The sequence below is a fragment of the Streptococcus mitis genome, assembly GCF_002860865.1.
In the GTDB taxonomy this organism is placed as follows: Bacteria; Bacillota; Bacilli; order Lactobacillales; family Streptococcaceae; genus Streptococcus; species Streptococcus mitis_AT.
Window position 1 is genome coordinate 1 of sequence record NZ_PKIE01000005.1, and the last position, 19,345, is coordinate 19,345.

Consider the following 19,345-nt stretch of genomic DNA (forward strand, 5'->3'; position numbering starts at 1 on the left):
AATACTATTATTCAAGTGGGCTTTTATTTGTTTTATCATGGAAAATCCCTCCTTAACTATAAGTTTATCACATAAAAAAGAAACCCAAATACAGAATTGTATTTGAATTTCTTAACTTAATGACATTGGGCTCACACCTCTTTTTCTTATTTCTTCTTCCTGTTTAATACTGCATTGAGAACAATGGCTAGTAAGCTGGCTACGACAATTCCGTTTGAGAAGAACATTTGGAAGGCTGTTGGCATGCTGACAAAGAGATTACTATTGTTGAGTCCGACACCTGCAGCGATGGAGACAGCTGCGATAAGGAAGTTGTGTTCATTGTTAGCAAAGTCAACGCGGGCGAGGATTTGCATCCCTTGAAGGGAAACAAAACCAAACATCACCAGCATGGCCCCTCCAAGGACAGGGCTTGGAATGATTTGGGCGAGGGCACCAAACTTAGGAAGGAGTCCAAGGAGGACTAGGAAACCAGCTGCGTAGTAGATTGGTAGGCGAGTCTTGATACCTGATAATTTAACCAAACCAACGTTTTGTGAAAATCCTGTGTAAGGGAAGGTGTTAAAGATTCCTCCGAGAAGTACGGCCAAACCTTCTGCGCGGTAACCGTTGCGAAGGCGTGTGCTGTCGATTGGGTCTTTCGTGATATCAGACAAGGCTAAGTAAACACCAGTTGACTCAACCATAGACACCGTTGCGATGATACACATCATGACAATAGATGAGATTTCAAAGGTTGGCATCCCAAAGTAGAGTGGAGTTGGGACATGGACAAGCGGTGCTGCTGCAACAGGAGAGAAGTCCACCAAGCCCATGCTAGCAGCAATGGCAGTTCCAACAACCAGACCAATCAAAATAGAGATAGACTTGATAAACCCTTTGGTAAAGATGTTAATCAAGAGAATAATCAGGACAGTAATGGCTGCAAGCAAGAGACTTTGACCAGTTGGCTCTGGAACGTTATTTCCCATATTTCCAATAGCGACAGGAATCAAGGTTAATCCAATTGTTGTGATAACAGATCCTGTTACGATAGATGGGAAGAGATTGGCTACTTTTGAGAAAATGCCTGAAACAAGAACCACGTAAATCCCTGATGCGATAAGGGCACCAAACATAGCGCCACTACCATGACTTTGCCCAATCATAATCAAGGGAGCGACCGACTGGAAGGCCACTCCGAGAACGACTGGTAGCCCAATCCCAAAGTATTTGTTGAGTTGGAGTTGGAGGAAAGTTGCCACCCCACACATGAAGATATCTGTAGAAATCAGGTAGGTCAACTGCTCAGCTGAATAACCAAGGGCTGTCGCAATCATGATGGGAACCAGGATAGATCCTGAGTACATGGCTAGTAAGTGCTGCAAGCCGAGAACGGCTGCTTGTGAGTGTTTTTCTTGAGTTTGCATTAGAGATCTGCCTCCTTAAATACGATCTGACCATTTTCAAAACGATCTAAACGAGCAAGTGATAAGACTGGGTAGCCTGCTTTTTCAAGCAAATCACGGCCATCTTGGAAGGATTTTTCAATCACGATACCGATAGCTTCGACTGTGGCTCCAGCCTGTTCGATGATTTGAATCAAGCCTTTAGCAGCTTGGCCATTAGCAAGGAAATCGTCGATAATCAAAACCTTGTCCTCTGGTGAGAGGAATTTTCCAGCGATAGAAACGGTGCTGGTCACTTGCTTGGTAAAGGAGTAAACTTCGGCAGTTAAGATGCCTTCGTTCATAGTGATGTTCTTAGCTTTTTTAGCAAAAATCATAGGGACATTTAAGGCTTCAGCTGTAAAAACGGCTGGGGCAATACCTGACGCTTCAATGGTTACGACCTTGGTAATGCCAGCAGAAGCAAATTTTTCCGCAAAGACCTTACCAATTTCTCGCATCAGGCAAAAGTCAACTTGGTGGGTTAAAAAGGAATCCACCTTGAGAATGTTGTCACCCAAGATATGCCCATCCTTGAGGATGCGCTCTTCTAATAATTTCATAAGACCTCCTAAAGTCTAAAAGCTAATCCATTTGCTTGTTTCAGATTTCTATCCAGTAAAACTGATAGAAAAAGGACCTACTTAATCTCTAAGTAAGTCCCCAAAATAGGCATGGCAAAGACGACCATACCTCACTTCTGACTTACTTATTGTTAGGTGTTACGGCACCTTGTAGAAACGTCGTGCCAATTCACGACATAAACAAGTAAAACGATATTCAATTTAACATAGGCTTGTGCCAATGTTTTTATTTTACACTAAATAGCTTTAGAAATCAAATATTTTGTTCGTTTTTTGATTTAAAAAACGAACAAATAGAAGAAAAGTAGACAAATTATCAATTATAGGCTAAAATTTAGACGATTTTTCCATCATAAAAGGCATATTATCAAAATTTTTCAAGACCTGACAATATGCCTCTTTCTAACTTTAAAGACTTTTCCCAATCTTTATTATTCTACTCGCTAAATCTTAAAAAATAACCATCTGGATCCAAAATCGCAAATTCATGGGGATATATAAAGCTATCTCCTACTCGAAATTCTCTTTTAGTCAAAGGACGATGAATAGGATAGTTAGACTCGATTACTTTCTGATAGAGTCGAGGAACATCCTTTATGCCAAAGGAGATATTGACTCCGCGCCCGAAAGGATAGGTTAGTTGGGCTAATTCTTCTGTGCTGCCTTCTTCTAGCATAAGTTGGCAGTCTTCAAGCGAGAGGAAGAGAAATTTCTCCTCTGGACGCTCGTATTCGACAGAAAATCCCAGCAAGTCGCAGTAGAAGTGGCGTGACTTTTCGAGGTCAGATACTACAAATTCAGGAATGACAGCTTGATAGTCCATTCGTTTTCTCCTTAGAGTTCAATCTCCATGACAATGGGTGTGTGGTCTTGGCGCGCACCGGAGTCAATCATATCAGACTTGGTCACCTTGTCAGCCACGCGGTTGCTTGTCAGCCAGTAGTCGATTCTCCAGCCTGTATTGTTTATTTTAGAAGTCTTGCTGCGCTGTGCCCACCAAGTGTAGCGTTCTGGAACATCGCCGTGAATGTGGCGGAAGGTATCCGTAAATCCAGTTGCTAAAAGGTTGGTAAATCCAGCACGCTCCTCGTTGGTAAATCCTGGTGAATGGCGGTTGCTAGCAGGATTTGCAAGGTCAATCTCATTGTGGGCCACGTTGTAATCACCGGTCGCAAGGACTGGTTTTTCTTTGTCTAGTTCAGCCAAGTACTCCGCATATTTGACATCCCAGACTTGACGTTCTTCCAAGCGTTTGAGGCCGTCGCCAGCGTTTGGAGTGTAAACTTGGGTCACGAAAAATTCATCAAATTCCAAGGTGATGATGCGGCCTTCCAAGTCCATGGTAGACGGAGCACCGATTTCTGGGAAAGTGACAGTGGGTGTGAGTTCTTTCTTATAAAGGAACATGGTTCCAGCATAGCCTTTGCGGGCGGGCTCTTGAGAAGAGCGCCACGTGTTTGCGTAGCCTGGGAAGAGTTCTTCTAAAATTTCCACGTGTTTCTTTGTAGGACCCTTGGCAGAAAGCTTGGTTTCTTGGATAGCGATAATATCAGCATTTTCAGCGACCAAGATTTGTAGGACTTCTTGGGACAATTTGGCACGAGCTGAGTCACTAGTTAGGGCAGCATTGAGGGAATCAATATTCCATGAGATAAGTTTCATAAAGTTACCTTTTTCATTCAGATTATAGATTTTATTATACCAAAAAAAGGTCTATTTCCCCAACGTATGGCTTGAAAAATCACTCTCTTTCGTTTATAATGAAGAATGATTTTATGAAAGGGAGTGAAAATAAATGAAATTTTACTCATATGACTATGTACTTAGCCAAATCAGTCAGCAAAATGGCATCATGATTGGCTTTGGGATTGTGCTCCTAGCTATCACAGGATTTTTTGCTTTTAAGGCTTATCGTGATAAAAAGGGAACTAAGTTTCGTGAATTGGTCATGATTTTGGCCTTGACTTTGGTAGCCATGCTTTTGGTAACAATCTCAAAATACCAGACCAATCAAGCCTCTAACAATCAATTTCAAACTTCCCTTCATTTCATAGAGGTCATTTCTAAAGACTTGGGAGTGGATAAATCAGAAGTTTATGTCAATACTTCAGCTGCCACTGATGGAGCACTTATCAAGGTAGGTTCAAATTTCTATCGTGCCATGAACGGGAGCCAACCAGACAAGTATCTTTTAGAGAAATTAGAATTGCATCAAACAGACGCTATTGAATTGGTGGAGGTAAACAAATGACACTCAACTACATGGAAATTTTAATCAAACTGGCCTTGGGTCTTTTCTCGCTTGTTTTTGTTATCAATGTGACAGGAAAGGGGAATCTAGCACCTAACTCTGCTACAGACCAAATTCAGAACTATGTTCTCGGTGGTATCATTGGTGGGGTGATTTACAATAGTTCTATCAGTATTCTCCAGTATGCAGTGATTTTGATGATGTGGACGATTTTGGTCTTGACCCTCAAATGGCTCAATAACAATGTTCGTTTTGTCAAACGCTTGATTGATGGTAAACCGACTCTGCTCATCAAAAATGGGCAGATTGACCCAGAAGCCTGTCGTTCAGTTGGTTTGTCTGCGGCAGATGTTGCTCTCAAACTTCGTAGCCAAGGAATTTTCCAGATGAAGCAAGTTAAACGAGCTGTGCAAGAGCAAAATGGCCAACTCATCGTGGTCCAAATGGGAGATGAAAATCCTAAGTATCCAGTTGTGACTGACGGTGTGATCCAAGTAGATGTTTTGGAATCGATTGGTCGTAGCGAAGAGTGGTTGCTTGATAACCTCAACAAGCAAGGACATGACAATGTAGCTAATATCTTTATCGCTGAGTATGACAAGGGTGCCGTTACAGTCGTAACCTATGAATAAGAAAAACCTGGGGTCTTGGCCTCAGGTTTCTATTTGCAATCAGAAAGGGATTTTATGTCCATTATTCAAAAACTTTGGTGGTTTTTCAAGTTAGAAAAACGCCGTTATCTAGTCGGAATTGTGGCCCTGGTCTTGGTTTCCGTCCTTAATCTCATTCCCCCCATGGTAATGGGACGAGTCATTGATGCTATCACATCGGGACAATTAACCCAGCAGGACCTCCTTCTTGACTTATTTTATTTGCTTCTTGCAGCCTTTGGAATGTATTATCTGCGCTATGTTTGGCGTATGTATATCCTTGGGACTTCCTACCGTTTGGGACAGATTATGCGGTCTCGCTTGTTTGAGCATTTCACAAAAATGTCTCCAGCCTTTTATCAGACCTATCGGACGGGGGACCTGATGGCGCACGCAACCAACGATATCAATGCCTTGACTCGTCTCGCAGGTGGAGGTGTCATGTCAGCGGTTGATGCCTCTATCACGGCTTTGGTGACTTTGCTGACCATGCTCTTTAGCATTTCCTGGCAGATGACTCTAGTTGCCATTTTACCCCTACCTTTAATGGCTTATGCGACTAGTCGTTTAGGCAGAAAGACTCACAAGGCTTTTGGCGAATCGCAAGCTGCCTTTTCTGAACTCAATAACAAGGTGCAGGAGTCTGTATCAGGTATCAAAGTAACCAAGTCCTTCGGTTATCAGGCAGACGAGTTGAGGTCCTTTCAGGCAGTCAATGAATTGACCTTCCAAAAGAACCTCCAAACCATGAAATACGATAGCCTCTTTGATCCCATGGTTCTATTGTTTGTTGGTTCGTCCTACGTTTTAACTCTTTTGGTCGGTTCTTTGATGGTTCAGAAAGGGCAAATCACCGTTGGAAATCTGGTCACCTTTATCAGCTATTTGGATATGCTAGTTTGGCCTCTTATGGCCATCGGCTTCCTCTTTAATATTACTCAGCGAGGGAAGGTTTCTTACCAGCGGATTGAGGAACTTTTGTCTCAGGAATCATCTGTACAAGATCCTGAGTTTCCTTTAGATGGCATTGAAAATGGGCGCTTGGAGTACAATATTGATAGTTTTGCTTTTGAAGATGATGAAACATTGACGGATATCCATTTTAGTTTGGAAAAAGGGCAAACATTGGGCTTGGTTGGGCAGACAGGTTCTGGGAAAACATCCTTGATCAAACTTCTATTACGTGAATACGATGTGGACAAGGGAGCCATTTATCTAAATGGTCACGATATTCGGGACTATCGTCTGACAGACCTTCGTAGTCTTATGGGCTATGTTCCTCAGGACCAGTTTCTCTTTGCGACCTCTATCTTAGACAATATTCGCTTTGGAAATCCTGATTTGCCTCTTTCAGCAGTCGAGGAAGCGACCAAGTTAGCCCAAGTTTATCAAGATATTGTAGCCATGCCCCAAGGATTTGATACGTTGATTGGTGAAAAGGGAGTCAGTCTCTCAGGTGGTCAAAAGCAACGTCTGGCCATGAGTCGGGCCATGATTTTAGACCCTGATATCTTGATTTTAGATGATTCCTTGTCGGCCGTGGATGCCAAGACAGAGTATGCCATTATTGACAATCTAAAGGAAACGCGAAAGGACAAGACAACCATCATCACGGCCCATCGCCTCAGTGCTGTTGTCCATGCAGATTTGATTTTAGTTCTGCAAAATGGTCAAATTATCGAACGGGGTCCGCATGAAGACCTGCTAGCCATGGATGGCTGGTATGCCCAGACCTACCAGTCTCAGCAGTTGGAAATGAAAGGAGAAGAAGATGCAGAATAAACAAGAACAATGGGCTGTATTGAAGCGCTTGATGTCCTATCTCAAGCCCTATGGACTCCTGACCTTTTTGGCACTCAGTTTTCTCCTAGCGACTACGGTCATTAAAAGCGTCATTCCCCTTGTGGCTTCCCACTTTATCGACCAGTATCTCAGCAATCTCAACCAACTCGCTGTGACCGTTTTGCTGGTCTATTATGGCCTTTATATCCTACAAACTCTAGTTCAGTATGTCGGCAATCTTCTCTTTGCGCGCGTATCCTACAGCATCGTTAGAGATATTCGTCGGGATGCTTTTGCCAATATGGAGAAGCTGGGCATGTCTTATTTTGATAAGACACCAGCAGGCTCCATCGTTTCTCGTTTGACAAATGATACCGAAACCATCAGTGATATGTTTTCGGGAATTTTGTCCAGCTTTATCTCAGCAGTTTTCATCTTTCTGACAACCCTTTATACCATGTTGGTGTTGGATTTTCGTTTGACAGCTTTGGTCTTGCTCTTTCTCCCCTTGATTTTCCTTTTGGTCAATCTCTATCGGAAAAAATCAGTGAAAATCATTGAGAAAACCAGAAGTCTCTTGTCAGATATCAATAGCAAGTTGGCAGAAAATATCGAAGGAATCAGGATTATTCAGGCCTTTAATCAAGAGAAGCGCCTACAGTCAGAGTTTGATGAAATCAACCAAGAACACTTTGTCTATGCCAACCGTTCTGTAGCCTTGGATGCCCTCTTTTTGCGCCCTGCCATGAGTTTGCTGAAACTCTTAGGTTATGCGGTCTTGATGGCCTACTTTGGCTATCGTGGCCTTTATCTGGGAATAACAGCAGGGACCATGTATGCCTTTATCCAGTACATCAACCGCCTTTTTGACCCCTTGATTGAAGTAACGCAAAACTTCTCAACCCTTCAAACGTCCATGGTTTCTGCAGGTCGTGTCTTTGCCTTGATTGATGAGAGGACTTATGAGCCGCTTCAAGAAGATGGCCAGGCTGTGGTAAAAGAAGGCAATATTCGTTTTGAACATGTGTGCTTCTCATATGATGGGAAACATCCGATTCTGGATGACATTTCCTTCTCCGTTAATAAGGGTGAAACCATTGCATTTGTAGGCCATACAGGTTCAGGGAAATCGTCTATTATCAATGTTCTCATGCGTTTTTATGAATTCCAGTCAGGGAGAGTTCTCTTGGATGGTGTGGATATTAGGGCCTACAGTCAGGAAGAACTGAGAAAAAATATCGGGCTGGTCTTGCAGGAGCCCTTCCTCTATCATGGAACCATCAAGTCCAATATCGCCATGTACCAAGAGATCAGTGATGAGCAGGTTCAGGCTGCGGCAACTTTCGTGGATGCAGATTCCTTTATTCAAGAACTTCCTCAGGGTTATGATTCCCCTGTTTCTGAGCGTGGTTCTAGTTTTTCAACTGGACAGCGTCAGCTTCTTGCTTTTGCTAGAACAGTCGCCAGTCAGCCTAAAATCCTGATTTTGGATGAAGCGACAGCCAATATTGACTCTGAAACAGAAAGTTTGGTTCAAGCTTCACTAGCTAAGATGAGACAGGGACGGACAACCATTGCCATCGCTCACCGTCTTTCTACAATCCAGGATGCCAACTGTATCTATGTTTTGGATAAGGGGCGCATTATCGAGAGTGGAACTCATGAGGAACTCTTGGACTTGGGAGGAACCTATCACAAGATGTATAGCTTGCAGGCAGGGGCAATGTCCTAATACTCTTTAGTATAAGAAGGAAATCCTTCAAATTACAGATTTCTTTCACCGCCTTTTACATTTTGTGGTATAATGAAAAATGTTGACAAATAGTATAATAAAAACAAAGGAGAAACAGCATGCTGAAATGGGAAGACTTGCCCGTGGAAATGAAATCAAGCGAGGTTGAGTCTTACTACCAGCTTGTCTCTAAAAGGAAGGGTTCGCTGATTTTCAAGCGTTGCTTGGACTGGGTTTTGGCCTTGGTCTTACTGGTTCTGGCATCTCCCATCTTTCTCATCTTGAGCATTTGGATCAAGTTGGATAGCAAGGGGCCAGTGATTTATAAGCAAGAGCGCGTGACCCAGTATAATCGACCTTTCAAGATTTGGAAGTTCCGTACCATGGTGACGGATGCAGACAAAAAAGGAAGTTTGGTGACTTCTGCTAACGATAGCCGCATTACCAAGGTTGGCAATTTTATCCGCCGTGTCCGTTTGGATGAACTGCCTCAGCTGGTCAATGTCCTGAAAGGCGAAATGTCCTTTGTCGGTACGCGACCTGAAGTGCCTCGTTACACAGAGCAGTATAGCCCTGAAATGATGGCAACCTTGCTTTTGCCAGCAGGGATTACCTCTCCAGCCAGCATCAACTACAAGGATGAGGACACTATTATCAGTCAAATGACCGAAAAAGGCCTGTCAGTTGACCAAGCCTATGTAGAGCATGTTCTTCCTGAAAAGATGCGCTATAACCTTTCTTATCTCCGAGAGTTTAGTTTCCTTGGAGACATCAAAATCATGTTTCAAACCGTGTTTGAAGTGCTAAAATAAAGTAGTCATTAGAAAATGAGTACAGATAAAAGGAGCAAATCAATGCCAAATTACAATATTCCATTTTCACCACCCGATATTACGGAAGCAGAAATTGCTGAAGTAGCGGATACCCTGCGTTCTGGTTGGATCACAACAGGTCCTAAGACAAAAGAACTAGAGCGTCGCTTGTCTCAATATACACAGACGCCCAAGACTGTCTGTCTTAACTCTGCGACTGCCGCGCTTGAGTTGATTTTGCGCGTTTTGGAAGTTGGGCCTGGTGATGAAGTCATTGTTCCAGCTATGACTTATACAGCTTCATGTAGTGTCATCACGCACGTAGGAGCAACACCTGTCATGGTGGATATCCAAGCAGATACGTTTGAAATGGACTATGACCTGCTGGAGCAAGCCATTACTGAAAAGACTAAAGTGATTATCCCAGTAGAACTTGCAGGGATTGTTTGCGATTATGACCGTTTGTTCCAAGTCGTGGAGAAAAAACGTGATCTCTTTACCGCTTCAAGCAAGTGGCAAAAGGCCTTTAACCGTATTGTGATTGTTTCTGATAGTGCCCATGCTTTGGGATCTACTTATAAAGGGCAACCAGCTGGTTCTATCGCTGACTTTACCTCCTTCTCATTCCATGCCGTTAAGAATTTTACAACGGCAGAAGGAGGAAGTGCCACTTGGAAAGCCAATCCAGCGATTGATGACGAAGAGATGTACAAGGAATTCCAAATTCTTTCCCTTCATGGTCAAACTAAGGATGCCCTAGCCAAGATGCAACTGGGTTCATGGGAATACGATATCGTCACACCAGCCTACAAGTGCAATATGACCGATATCATGGCGTCACTTGGTTTGGTACAATTGGACCGTTACTCTGGTTTGCTAGAACGTCGTAAGGACATTGTGGAACGCTATGATCGTGGTTTTGCAGGTTCTCGTATCCATCCATTGGCACACAAGACTGATACTGTTGAATCTTCACGCCACCTCTACATCACCCATGTAGAAGGTGCTACCCTAGAGGATCGCAATCTTATCATCCAAGAATTGGCCAAAGCAGGCATTGCAAGTAACGTACACTACAAACCGCTTCCGCTCTTGACAGCCTATAAGAACCTTGGCTTTGATATGGCGAACTATCCTAAGGCCTATGCCTTCTTTGAAAATGAAATTACGCTTCCTCTTCATACTAAACTAAGCGATGAAGAAGTGGATTATATCATTGAGACTTTCAAAACAGTTTCTGAAAAAGTACTAACTTTATCAAAAAAATCATAAAAAAGTCTTGACAAAGAAAAAACAAAGTATTAAAATAAGTTCAACAAATCAGAAAAGTAACTATTTTTGATCTTCAGGGAGCCTGTGGTGATTGTGAACAGGTGGTTGGAAGTAGTGAAAGTGGGCTGATTTTAAAAATGAATTTGAAACAATGAAAATTCGGTGCGCACACCTTACAGTGCAACTTGTTGTTAGACAAGACAGAGATGTAAAGGGGAATAGTCCCTTTATAATTGAGGTGGCACCGCGTTACCAACGCCCTCACATGGAAGTATATTCTGTGTGTGGGCTTTTTTCTTTCGGTCATTTTGTTTTTCTTTTATTAGGGCGTTAAGTCGCTTTGATGAACTTAGGTTCTATCTGCAGCTCCTTGCCTACTACTAGAAGCAAACAAAAAGCCGAATTAATATAGAAAGAGGAAAATTTTATGACAACTAAAGGTTATTTTGGACAATTTGGTGGTAGTTTTGTACCGGAGCCGATTCAGGCTTTGTTGGATGAGTTGGAAGTGACATTTGACAAGTACAAGGATGATCCAGAATTTTTGGTAGAATTTCGTCATTATTTGAAGGACTATTCAGGTCGCGAAACACCGCTCTATTTTGCAGAAAGTTTGACAGAGCACCTAGGTGGAGCTAAGATTTATCTCAAACGTGAAGACCTTAACCACCTTGGTTCTCACAAACTCAACAACGTTTTAGGACAAATTCTTTTGGCCAAACGCATGGGCAAAAAACGAGTAATCGCAGAAACAGGAGCTGGTCAGCACGGTGTTGCGACAGCAGCGGCTGCAGCTAAGTTTGGTATGGCTTGTGATGTCTACATGGGAGCAGAGGATGTGGAACGTCAACGTCTCAATGTTTTCCGTATGGAGATGATGGGAGCAACTGTTCACGCAGTTGAAACAGGGACTCGCACCCTCAAAGATGCGGTTGATGCAGCCTTTGGAGCATGGATGAATGACCTTGAAGCCTTCTATGTTCTGGGATCTGCTGTGGGTCCTCACCCATATCCAACCATTGTTCATGAGTTCCAAAAGGTCATCAGTGAAGAATCTCGCCGTCAAATCTTAGAAAAAGAAGGTCGTTTACCAGACTACGTTATTGCCTGTGTAGGTGGTGGCTCTAATGCCATCGGTGCTTTTTCTCAGTATGTGGCTGATGAAGAAGTTAAATTGGTTGGGGTTGAAGCTGCTGGTCACGGACTTGACACAGACAAGCACGCAGCTACTATGACAAAAGGTAGTATCGGAATTGTTGACGGTATGAAGACCTATGCAGTCTTTAAGGAAGATGGAGAGCTGGCTCCAGTTTACTCTATCTCAGCTGGATTGGACTATCCAGGGGTTGGCCCAGAACACGCCTACTTCAAAGATTCAGGTCGCGTGGAATATGTGGCTGCGACGGATGAAGAAGCTGTTCAGGCTCTCCTCCTTCTCAGCAAGACTGAAGGGATTATCCCAGCGATTGAAAGTTCACACGCTATCGCAGAAGCAGTTAAACGTGCACCGAAACTAAGTAAAGACGACATTATCATCATCAATGTCTCTGGTCGTGGAGACAAGGACGTAGCTGCAATTGCGGACTACCTAGAAGCTAAAAAATAATAGATGGAAAAATTACAGTCCTTTCTCTCACAGAGAGCTTGTGGTTGCTGGAAACAAGCAGAGAAAGCTGTAAAGTTGGGTCCATCTGAAACGAGAGAAGAAAACATAATTCTCAAGGGAGTGCCCTTTATCGCACAACCTGTTACAGGAGGTTTCTGAGACAGGAATGAGAGATAGGAGAAATCCTATAATTGAGGTGGCACCGCGAATTTCGTCCTCACGCAAGTTATTTTGCGTGGGGACTTTTCATACAGTCACCACGGACTAGAAGTAGAACTGAAAGGGAAATTACAATGGAACGAATCATTCATGGAGATGTCTTATCACCAATCTTGGCTTATATGCGCCTAAAGGGGAAACACAAGGTTATCTTAGAGAGTATTCCGAGAGACAAGGAAACAGCTCGTTTTTCTATCTTAGCTTATAATCCAGTTTTTGAGATTAAGTTTGAAAATGGAGTTCTCTATCAAAATGGGCAAGTGATTGATCGGGATCCCTTGGATTTCCTTTATGAAGTGACTCATAAGAGTCAGCACCATTCAGACCTCCCTTTTGGTGGTGGGGCAATTGGTTTTGTTGGTTACGATATGATTTCGCTCTATGAGGAAATCGGTCAAATCCCTGAGGATACGATTGGGACGCCAGACATGCATTTCTTTGTCTATGAGAGTTACATGGTCTTTGACCACAAGAAGGAAAAAATCCATGTCATCGAGGATGCTCTCTATAGTGAGCGTAGTCAAGACGACTTGGAAAAAGCCTTGAACCAAGTGCTTGAGGAATTACGCATTCCTGCTCCAAATGAATTTGAAGACTTGGATCTATCTCCGTTAGACTTCAAACCCCATATTGCTCCTCAGAAGTTTGAGGAAATGGTGGAAACCGCTCGTGACTTGATTCGTAACGGGGATATGTTTCAATGTGTACTCAGCCAGCGTTTCTCAGCAGAAGTTACTGGAAATCCATTTGACTTCTATAGAAATCTCCGCGTGACTAATCCTTCTAATTACCTTTATTTCTATGATTTTGGTGATTATCAAATCATCGGTGCCAGTCCTGAAAGTTTGGTTTCTGTCAAAAATGGCATCGTGACAACCAATCCGATTGCAGGGACACGACCAAGAGGAGCTACGGATGAAGAAGACAAGGCTTTGGCGACAGACCTGCTTTCGGATGAGAAGGAAACAGCAGAGCATCGAATGTTAGTAGACTTGGGTCGTAATGATATTGGCCGCATCTCTGAAACGGCAAGTGTCCAAGTCACTAAGTATATGGAAGTGGAGCTTTTCCGTTATGTCATGCATTTGACCAGTGTGGTCAAGGGGCGTTTGCTTCCAGAACTCACTGCCATGGATGCCTTGAAAGCTACACTTCCTGCTGGAACAGTTTCAGGAGCACCAAAGATTCGAGCGATGAGACGCATCTATGAACTAGAAACGGAAAAACGGAGCGTATACGCTGGAGCAATTGGCTACTTGTCTGCGACGGGCGATATGGATTTTGCCATTGCCATCCGAACTATGATTCTCAAAAATCAAACAGCCTATGTGCAGGCTGGGGCAGGGATTGTCTACGACTCCATCGCCCAAAACGAATACCAAGAAACCATTAACAAGGCTAAATCTATGACTAGAATTGGAGAACTAAGACCATGATTTTATTGATTGACAACTATGATTCTTTTACCTATAACTTGGCCCAATACATTGGGAATTTTGCAGAAGTACAGGTCTTGAGAAATGATGATCCCAAGCTGTATGAAGAAGCTGAAAAAGCAGATGGTCTGGTCTTTTCTCCTGGTCCTGGTTGGCCAGTTGATGCTGGAAAGATGGAAGACATGATTCGTGATTTTGCTGGCAAGAAGCCGATTCTTGGAATTTGTTTGGGGCACCAAGCCATTGCAGAAGTCTTTGGTGGGAAGTTAGGTTTGGCTCCAAAAGTCATGCATGGGAAACAGAGCAATATCAGCTTTGAAGCGCCATCTGTTTTGTATCAAGGCATTGAGGATGGCCGTGCGGTCATGCGTTATCACAGTATTTTGATTGAAGAAATGCCAGAAGACTTTGAAGTGACAGCTCGTTCAACTGATGACCAGGCCATTATGGGAATTCAACACAAAAACCTTCCAATTTATGGATTCCAGTACCATCCAGAAAGTATTGGAACGCCTGACGGCTTGTCTTCTATTCGGAATTTTATCGAGAATGTTGTAAAGTGAGGAAACTAGGATGAAAGAGATTATTGAAAAATTAGCAAAATTTGAAAATTTATCAGGTGTGGAAATGACGGATGTCATTGAGCGTATCGTTACTGGACGTGTAACCGAAGCGCAGATTGCTTCTCTCCTTTTGGCCCTTAAGATGAAGGGGGAAACACCTGAAGAACGCACAGCCATTGCCCAAGTCATGAGAGGGCATGCCCAACATATTCCAACTGAGATTCATGATGCCATGGACAACTGTGGTACAGGTGGGGACAAGTCTTTCAGCTTTAACATCTCCACAACTGCAGCCTTTGTCTTGGCTGGTGGTGGTGTTCATATGGCAAAACACGGTAACCGCTCGATTTCTTCTAAATCTGGTTCTGCAGACGTTCTCGAAGCCTTGGGCATCAACCTAGACCTCAAACCAGCTGAACTAGGTAAGATCTTTGATAAAACTGGAATCGTCTTTCTCTTTGCAAAAAATATGCACCCAGCCATGAAATACATCATGCCAGCTCGTTTGGAATTGGGGATTCCAACGATTATGAACTTGACTGGTCCACTGATTCACCCAATGGCTTTGGAAACACAGCTTCTTGGAATTAGTCGTCCAGAACTTCTAGAAAGTACAGCTCAGGTTTTGAAAAACATGGGTCGCAAACGTGCCATCGTGGTTGCTGGACCAGAAGGTCTTGATGAAGCTGGTTTGAATGGAACAACCAAGATTGCACTTCTTGAAAATGGCGAAATCACCTTGTCAAGCTTTACTCCAGAGGATTTAGGGATGGAGCGCTACGCTATCGAAGATATTCGTGGAGGCAATGCTCAGGAAAATGCAGAAATTTTGCTTAGCGTTCTTAAAAACGAACCAAGTCCATTCTTGGAAACGACAGTCTTGAATGCTGGTCTTGGTTTCTATGCTAATGGTAAGGTAGCTAGCATCAAGGAAGGAGTTGCCTTAGCTCGTCAAGTCATTGCTAGTGGCAAGGCCCTTGAAAAACTCAGACTGTTACAGGAGTACCAAAAATGAGTCAGGAATTTTTAGCACGAATTTTGGAGCAGAAGGCGCGTGAGGTTGAGCAGATGAAGTTGGAGGAAATCCAGCCCCTGCGCCAGACCTATCGCTTGGCTGACTATCTAAAACAACACCAAGACCGTTTACAGGTAATCGCTGAAGTCAAGAAGGCTAGCCCTAGTCTGGGAGATATCAATCTAGATGTGGATATTGTGCAACAGGCCCAGACTTATGAAGAAAACGGAGCAGTGATGATTTCTGTTCTGACAGATGAAGTTTTCTTTAAAGGACATTTGGATTATCTACGGGAGATTTCCAGTCAGGTACAGATTCCAACGCTCAACAAGGACTTTATCATCGATGAAAAGCAAATCATCCGCGCTCGCAATGCAGGTGCGACAGTCATCCTGCTCATTGTGGCAGCCTTGTCCGAAGAACGCCTCAAGGAACTGTATGACTATGCGACAGAGCTTGGTCTGGAAGTTTTAGTGGAGACTCACAATCTAGCTGAACTAGAGGTAGCACACCGCCTTGGAGCTCAAATTATCGGGGTTAATAACCGCAATTTGACTACCTTTGAAGTCGACTTGCAGACCAGTGTAGACTTGTCCCAGCACTTTAAGGAAGGACGCTATTACATTTCTGAATCTGCTATTTTCACAGGGCAGGATGCGGAACGAGTAGCACCATACTTTAACGGAATTTTGGTAGGGACAGCTCTTATGCAGGCAGAAGATGTAGCCCAGAGAATCAAGGAGTTGCAGATTGACAAAGGTTAAAATTTGCGGATTATCGACCAAAGAAGCGGTGGAGACAGCTGTGTCAGCAGGAGCCGACTACATCGGTTTTGTCTTCGCACCTAGTAAAAGACAGGTGACCTTGGAAGAGGCTGCTGAGCTGGCAAAGCTTATTCCTGCAGGTGTCAAAAAGGTTGGTGTATTTGTTTCACCAAGTCGGGCAGAACTGTTAGAAGTCATTGACAAAGTTGGTTTGGACTTGGTTCAAGTTCACGGTCAGGTGGCAGATGATTTGTTTGAGAATTTGCCTTGTGACAGTATTCAGGCTGTGCAGGTGGATGGAGAGGGTCATGTGCCCAATTCTCAGGCAGACTATCTACTCTTTGATGCCCCTGTGGCTGGGAGTGGCCAGACCTTTGACTGGGCTCAACTGGATACGATTGGACTAACTCAGCCTTTCTTTATCGCAGGTGGGCTTAATGAAGACAATGTAGTACAAGCAATTCAATACTTTACTCCCTATGCAGTAGATGTATCGAGCGGAGTGGAGACAGATGGACAAAAAGATCATGAAAAGATTAGAAGATTTATAGAGAGGGTAAAGAATGGCATATCAAGAACCAAATAAAGATGGATTTTACGGAAAATTCGGCGGACGTTTTGTCCCAGAAACATTGATGACAGCAGTTTTGGAGTTGGAGAAGGCCTACCGTGAAAGTCAGGCAGACCCAAGTTTCCAAGAGGAATTAAACCAACTTTTGCGTCAGTACGTGGGACGCGAAACTCCCCTCTACTACGCAAAAAATTTGACCCAGCATATCGGCGGAGCCAAGATTTATCTTAAACGTGAAGACCTTAACCATACAGGGGCTCACAAGATTAACAATGCCTTGGGACAAGTTCTTCTGGCTAAACGCATGGGCAAAAAGAAAATTATTGCTGAAACAGGTGCTGGTCAGCACGGTGTGGCAACTGCAACTGCTGCAGCCCTCTTTAACATGGAATGTACCATCTACATGGGTGAGGAGGATGTTAAACGCCAAGCCCTCAATGTGTTCCGTATGGAGCTTTTGGGAGCCAAGGTTGAGGCAGTAACAGACGGTTCGCGCGTGCTCAAGGATGCGGTCAATGCAGCCCTTCGTTCATGGGTGGCAAATATCGACGATACCCACTATATCCTTGGTTCTGCCTTAGGACCTCATCCATTCCCAGAAATCGTTCGTGACTTCCAAAGTGTCATCGGTAGAGAAGCTAAACAACAGTACCGTGACTTAACAGGTCAAGATTTACCAGATGCCCTAGTAGCCTGTGTTGGCGGTGGTTCTAATGCTATCGGACTCTTCCATCCATTTGTAGAAGATGAGTCAGTAGCCATGTATGGGGCTGAAGCGGCTGGACTTGGTGTGGATACAGAGCACAACGCAGCTACCTTGACCAAGGGGCGTCCAGGTGTTCTTCACGGTTCCCTCATGGATGTGCTCCAAGATGCCCATGGTCAAATTCTTGAAGCCTTCTCTATCTCAGCAGGTTTGGACTATCCTGGTATCGGTCCAGAACATTCTCACTACCACGATATTAAACGTGCCAGCTATGTCCCTGTGACAGACGAAGAAGCCTTGGAAGGATTCCAACTCTTGTCTCGTGTTGAAGGGATTATCCCAGCCTTGGAATCTAGCCATGCTATCGCCTTTGCGGTGAAATTGGCCAAAGAACTCGGCCCAGACAAGTCCATGATTGTCTGTCTATCAGGTCGTGGGGACAAGGATGTGGTTCAAGTCAAAGACCGCTTGGAAGCAGATGCAGCAAAGAAGGGAGAAGCTCATGCCTAAGACACTAACAGAAAAATTAAACGCTATAAAATCAGCTGGAAAAGGAATTTTTGTTCCCTATATCATGGCTGGAGACCACGAGAAAGGTTTGGATGGCCTAGCTGAAACAATCCACTTTTTAGAAGATTTGGGTGTCTCTGCCATTGAAGTGGGCATTCCCTTTTCAGACCCTGTTGCAGATGGACCTATTATCGAAGAAGCTGGCTTGCGCAGTTTAGCCCACGGGACCTCTACCCAGGCTTTGATTGAAACCTTGAAAAGCATTCAAACAGAGGTTCCACTAGTCATTATGACCTACTTCAACCCCCTCTTTCAGTACGGTGTGGAGAATTTTGTCAAAGATTTGGCTGATACAGCTGTTAAGGGCTTGATTATCCCAGACCTGCCTCATGAACATGCCAACTTTGTAGAACCATTTTTGGCAGATACAGACATTGCTTTGATTCCTTTAGTAAGCTTGACCACAGGGATTGAGCGTCAGAAAGAGTTGATTGAAGGGGCAGAAGGATTTGTCTATGCCGTTGCTATTAATGGGGTGACAGGGAAATCTGGCAATTACCGTGCAGACTTGGATAAGCACTTGGCACAATTACATCAAGTGGCTGACATCCCAGTCTTGACAGGATTTGGCGTATCTAGTCAAGCCGATGTAGAACGCTTCAATGCGGTATCAGATGGCGTTATCGTTGGTTCGAAAATTGTAAAAGCTCTCCACAAGGGAGAGCCGATTCAGGACTTTATCAAACAAGCAGTAGCTTACCAAAAATAATCATGCAAGCAGCGAGTAAGAGGAAAGGCACGAAAGGAAGTCTTTCCTTTTTCTTTTGCAGGAGAAAGGCTAGAATTCCTGTTGCAGAAGCAAATTGAATCAAGATCAGTAACTCCGTTACGCTAAAGACGAGAGCACAAGAAGCCAAAAAGAGAAAATCCCCTGCGCCCATGCGGATATCGATAAAATGAGCCAAAATTCCAAGGACAAGGAAGAAGACCATGACTAGATTCCAGCCAGAGCCGGCCATTAGGATTAGATGGAAAGTCATCCAGACCAGTAAGGGATATTCCTGATGGCGAAAATCGTAGATGCCCAAGGTCAAACCAGCATTGATTAGGACGACTTGCCCCAAGGAAAGCAATTCCCAAGACCAAGCCAGAAAGAGGAGTCCTAAGCCTAGTTCAAAGAGGGCATACCAGACAGGATAAGGAGCCTTGCAGTAGCGACAGTGAAAGCGATTGAAGACCTGCGAGAGAATAGGAATCAAATCTAAGGGGCGCAAGCGAGTCTGACAGGAATCGCAGTGACTAGCAGGTTGGATAATGGATTGCTCAGGAAAACGGTCAATGACCAAACCAAGAAAGGAAGCGAGAATGCTCCCGACAAGAAAAAAATAAATATCAATCATACTTATCTATTCGTAAAAAATTGGAGAAGTAGTATAATGTAGAAA

At 43.8% G+C, this 19,345-nt stretch carries 19 protein-coding genes, 1 riboswitch and 2 other annotated features; of the genes, 14 read left to right on the forward strand and 5 right to left on the reverse strand.

All coding sequences use genetic code 11. The annotated features are described in order from the left end of the window. Positions 1 to 146: 146 nt before the first annotated feature. The 4 genes from CYK18_RS07635 to CYK18_RS07650 form a co-directional block, all read right to left on the reverse strand. Entirely contained in the window at positions 147 to 1,409 is a 1,263-nt protein-coding gene (locus CYK18_RS07635) for a nucleobase:cation symporter-2 family protein (protein WP_101785951.1), read from the reverse strand. Further along, the gene (locus CYK18_RS07640; RefSeq protein ID WP_101785953.1) at positions 1,409 to 1,990 is read right to left on the reverse strand and encodes a xanthine phosphoribosyltransferase; all 582 of its coding nucleotides are present in this window, start codon (positions 1,988 to 1,990) and stop codon (positions 1,409 to 1,411) included. Before CYK18_RS07640 ends, CYK18_RS07635 begins: the two co-directional genes overlap by 1 nt. Positions 1,991 to 2,119: 129 nt before the next feature. Further along, positions 2,120 to 2,215, reverse strand: a riboswitch (purine riboswitch). Positions 2,216 to 2,447: 232 nt separating this feature from the next. Beyond that, entirely contained in the window at positions 2,448 to 2,834 is a 387-nt protein-coding gene (locus CYK18_RS07645; RefSeq protein ID WP_101785955.1) for a bleomycin resistance protein, read from the reverse strand. An 11-nt stretch (positions 2,835 to 2,845) separates the two neighbouring features. After that, a complete protein-coding gene (locus CYK18_RS07650; protein ID WP_101785957.1) occupies positions 2,846 to 3,673 on the reverse strand; it encodes an exodeoxyribonuclease III in 828 nt (275 codons plus the stop codon). A gap of 133 nt (positions 3,674 to 3,806) precedes the next feature. Here CYK18_RS07650 and CYK18_RS07655 point away from each other — a divergent pair, with 133 nt between their 5' ends. From CYK18_RS07655 to trpA, 14 genes are all read left to right on the forward strand, one after another. Beyond that, positions 3,807 to 4,262, forward strand: a complete 456-nt coding sequence (locus CYK18_RS07655; protein WP_000675328.1) for a DUF3290 family protein — start codon at positions 3,807 to 3,809, stop codon at positions 4,260 to 4,262. Continuing rightward, on the forward strand, positions 4,259 to 4,894 hold the full coding sequence (locus tag CYK18_RS07660) for a DUF421 domain-containing protein (protein ID WP_000174447.1): 636 nt from the start codon (positions 4,259 to 4,261) through the stop codon (positions 4,892 to 4,894). The genes CYK18_RS07655 and CYK18_RS07660 overlap by 4 nt, the downstream gene beginning before the upstream one ends. A 54-nt stretch (positions 4,895 to 4,948) precedes the next feature. Then, positions 4,949 to 6,694, forward strand: coding sequence for an ABC transporter ATP-binding protein (locus tag CYK18_RS07665; protein ID WP_101785959.1), 1,746 nt, complete (start codon positions 4,949 to 4,951; stop codon positions 6,692 to 6,694). Further along, on the forward strand, positions 6,684 to 8,426 hold the full coding sequence (locus CYK18_RS07670; RefSeq protein WP_101785960.1) for an ABC transporter ATP-binding protein: 1,743 nt from the start codon (positions 6,684 to 6,686) through the stop codon (positions 8,424 to 8,426). Before CYK18_RS07665 ends, CYK18_RS07670 begins: the two co-directional genes overlap by 11 nt. Before the next feature lie 119 nt (positions 8,427 to 8,545). After that, positions 8,546 to 9,238: a sugar transferase gene (locus CYK18_RS07675; protein ID WP_101785962.1), complete on the forward strand. Its 693-nt coding sequence runs from the start codon at positions 8,546 to 8,548 to the stop codon at positions 9,236 to 9,238. Between the two features lie 42 nt (positions 9,239 to 9,280). Then, a complete protein-coding gene (locus CYK18_RS07680) occupies positions 9,281 to 10,510 on the forward strand; it encodes a DegT/DnrJ/EryC1/StrS family aminotransferase (protein WP_180948028.1) in 1,230 nt (409 codons plus the stop codon). Between the two features lie 40 nt (positions 10,511 to 10,550). Beyond that, positions 10,551 to 10,776: a binding site (T-box leader), on the forward strand. Between the two features lie 161 nt (positions 10,777 to 10,937). After that, on the forward strand, positions 10,938 to 12,116 hold the full coding sequence (gene trpB / locus CYK18_RS07690) for a tryptophan synthase subunit beta (RefSeq protein WP_101785968.1): 1,179 nt from the start codon (positions 10,938 to 10,940) through the stop codon (positions 12,114 to 12,116). Further along, positions 12,113 to 12,338 (forward strand) — a binding site (T-box leader). It overlaps the preceding gene by 4 nt. A 71-nt stretch (positions 12,339 to 12,409) precedes the next feature. Then, the gene (trpE, locus tag CYK18_RS07695; protein ID WP_101785970.1) at positions 12,410 to 13,771 is read left to right on the forward strand and encodes an anthranilate synthase component I; all 1,362 of its coding nucleotides are present in this window, start codon (positions 12,410 to 12,412) and stop codon (positions 13,769 to 13,771) included. Further along, complete coding sequence (locus CYK18_RS07700; protein WP_101785972.1) at positions 13,768 to 14,334, forward strand: aminodeoxychorismate/anthranilate synthase component II; 567 nt, start codon at positions 13,768 to 13,770, stop codon at positions 14,332 to 14,334. Before trpE ends, CYK18_RS07700 begins: the two co-directional genes overlap by 4 nt. A 10-nt stretch (positions 14,335 to 14,344) precedes the next feature. After that, positions 14,345 to 15,349 carry an anthranilate phosphoribosyltransferase gene (trpD, locus tag CYK18_RS07705; protein WP_101785974.1) on the forward strand — a complete coding sequence of 335 codons (1,005 nt, stop codon included), beginning with the start codon at positions 14,345 to 14,347 and terminating at the stop codon, positions 15,347 to 15,349. Further along, positions 15,346 to 16,113, forward strand: a complete 768-nt coding sequence (gene trpC, locus CYK18_RS07710; RefSeq protein ID WP_101785976.1) for an indole-3-glycerol phosphate synthase TrpC — start codon at positions 15,346 to 15,348, stop codon at positions 16,111 to 16,113. Before trpD ends, trpC begins: the two co-directional genes overlap by 4 nt. Then, complete coding sequence (locus CYK18_RS07715; protein WP_101785978.1) at positions 16,100 to 16,699, forward strand: phosphoribosylanthranilate isomerase; 600 nt, start codon at positions 16,100 to 16,102, stop codon at positions 16,697 to 16,699. The genes trpC and CYK18_RS07715 overlap by 14 nt, the downstream gene beginning before the upstream one ends. Then, complete coding sequence (trpB, locus tag CYK18_RS07720) at positions 16,677 to 17,900, forward strand: tryptophan synthase subunit beta (protein WP_101785980.1); 1,224 nt, start codon at positions 16,677 to 16,679, stop codon at positions 17,898 to 17,900. The genes CYK18_RS07715 and trpB (CYK18_RS07720) overlap by 23 nt, the downstream gene beginning before the upstream one ends. Next, entirely contained in the window at positions 17,893 to 18,669 is a 777-nt protein-coding gene (trpA, locus tag CYK18_RS07725; RefSeq protein ID WP_101785982.1) for a tryptophan synthase subunit alpha, read from the forward strand. The genes trpB (CYK18_RS07720) and trpA overlap by 8 nt, the downstream gene beginning before the upstream one ends. Here trpA and CYK18_RS07730 read toward each other — a convergent pair. Continuing rightward, entirely contained in the window at positions 18,641 to 19,300 is a 660-nt protein-coding gene (locus CYK18_RS07730; RefSeq protein WP_101785984.1) for a prepilin peptidase, read from the reverse strand. The genes trpA and CYK18_RS07730 overlap by 29 nt on opposite strands. Positions 19,301 to 19,345: the final 45 nt, after the last annotated feature.

What these genes read in the sequence shown, in the direction of transcription:
- CYK18_RS07635 (WP_101785951.1), bottom strand. Translation starts at nt 1,409, where the DNA reads ATGCAAACTCAAGAAAAACACTCACAAGCAGCCGTTCTCGGCTTGCAG.
- CYK18_RS07640 (WP_101785953.1), bottom strand. Translation starts at nt 1,990, where the DNA reads ATGAAATTATTAGAAGAGCGCATCCTCAAGGATGGGCATATCTTGGGT.
- CYK18_RS07645 (WP_101785955.1), bottom strand. Translation starts at nt 2,834, where the DNA reads ATGGACTATCAAGCTGTCATTCCTGAATTTGTAGTATCTGACCTCGAA.
- CYK18_RS07650 (WP_101785957.1), bottom strand. Translation starts at nt 3,673, where the DNA reads ATGAAACTTATCTCATGGAATATTGATTCCCTCAATGCTGCCCTAACT.
- CYK18_RS07655 (WP_000675328.1), top strand. Translation starts at nt 3,807, where the DNA reads ATGAAATTTTACTCATATGACTATGTACTTAGCCAAATCAGTCAGCAA.
- CYK18_RS07660 (WP_000174447.1), top strand. Translation starts at nt 4,259, where the DNA reads ATGACACTCAACTACATGGAAATTTTAATCAAACTGGCCTTGGGTCTT.
- CYK18_RS07665 (WP_101785959.1), top strand. Translation starts at nt 4,949, where the DNA reads ATGTCCATTATTCAAAAACTTTGGTGGTTTTTCAAGTTAGAAAAACGC.
- CYK18_RS07670 (WP_101785960.1), top strand. Translation starts at nt 6,684, where the DNA reads ATGCAGAATAAACAAGAACAATGGGCTGTATTGAAGCGCTTGATGTCC.
- CYK18_RS07675 (WP_101785962.1), top strand. Translation starts at nt 8,546, where the DNA reads ATGCTGAAATGGGAAGACTTGCCCGTGGAAATGAAATCAAGCGAGGTT.
- CYK18_RS07680 (WP_180948028.1), top strand. Translation starts at nt 9,281, where the DNA reads ATGCCAAATTACAATATTCCATTTTCACCACCCGATATTACGGAAGCA.
- trpB (WP_101785968.1), top strand. Translation starts at nt 10,938, where the DNA reads ATGACAACTAAAGGTTATTTTGGACAATTTGGTGGTAGTTTTGTACCG.
- trpE (WP_101785970.1), top strand. Translation starts at nt 12,410, where the DNA reads ATGGAACGAATCATTCATGGAGATGTCTTATCACCAATCTTGGCTTAT.
- CYK18_RS07700 (WP_101785972.1), top strand. Translation starts at nt 13,768, where the DNA reads ATGATTTTATTGATTGACAACTATGATTCTTTTACCTATAACTTGGCC.
- trpD (WP_101785974.1), top strand. Translation starts at nt 14,345, where the DNA reads ATGAAAGAGATTATTGAAAAATTAGCAAAATTTGAAAATTTATCAGGT.
- trpC (WP_101785976.1), top strand. Translation starts at nt 15,346, where the DNA reads ATGAGTCAGGAATTTTTAGCACGAATTTTGGAGCAGAAGGCGCGTGAG.
- trpB (WP_101785980.1), top strand. Translation starts at nt 16,677, where the DNA reads ATGGCATATCAAGAACCAAATAAAGATGGATTTTACGGAAAATTCGGC.
- trpA (WP_101785982.1), top strand. Translation starts at nt 17,893, where the DNA reads ATGCCTAAGACACTAACAGAAAAATTAAACGCTATAAAATCAGCTGGA.
- CYK18_RS07730 (WP_101785984.1), bottom strand. Translation starts at nt 19,300, where the DNA reads ATGATTGATATTTATTTTTTTCTTGTCGGGAGCATTCTCGCTTCCTTT.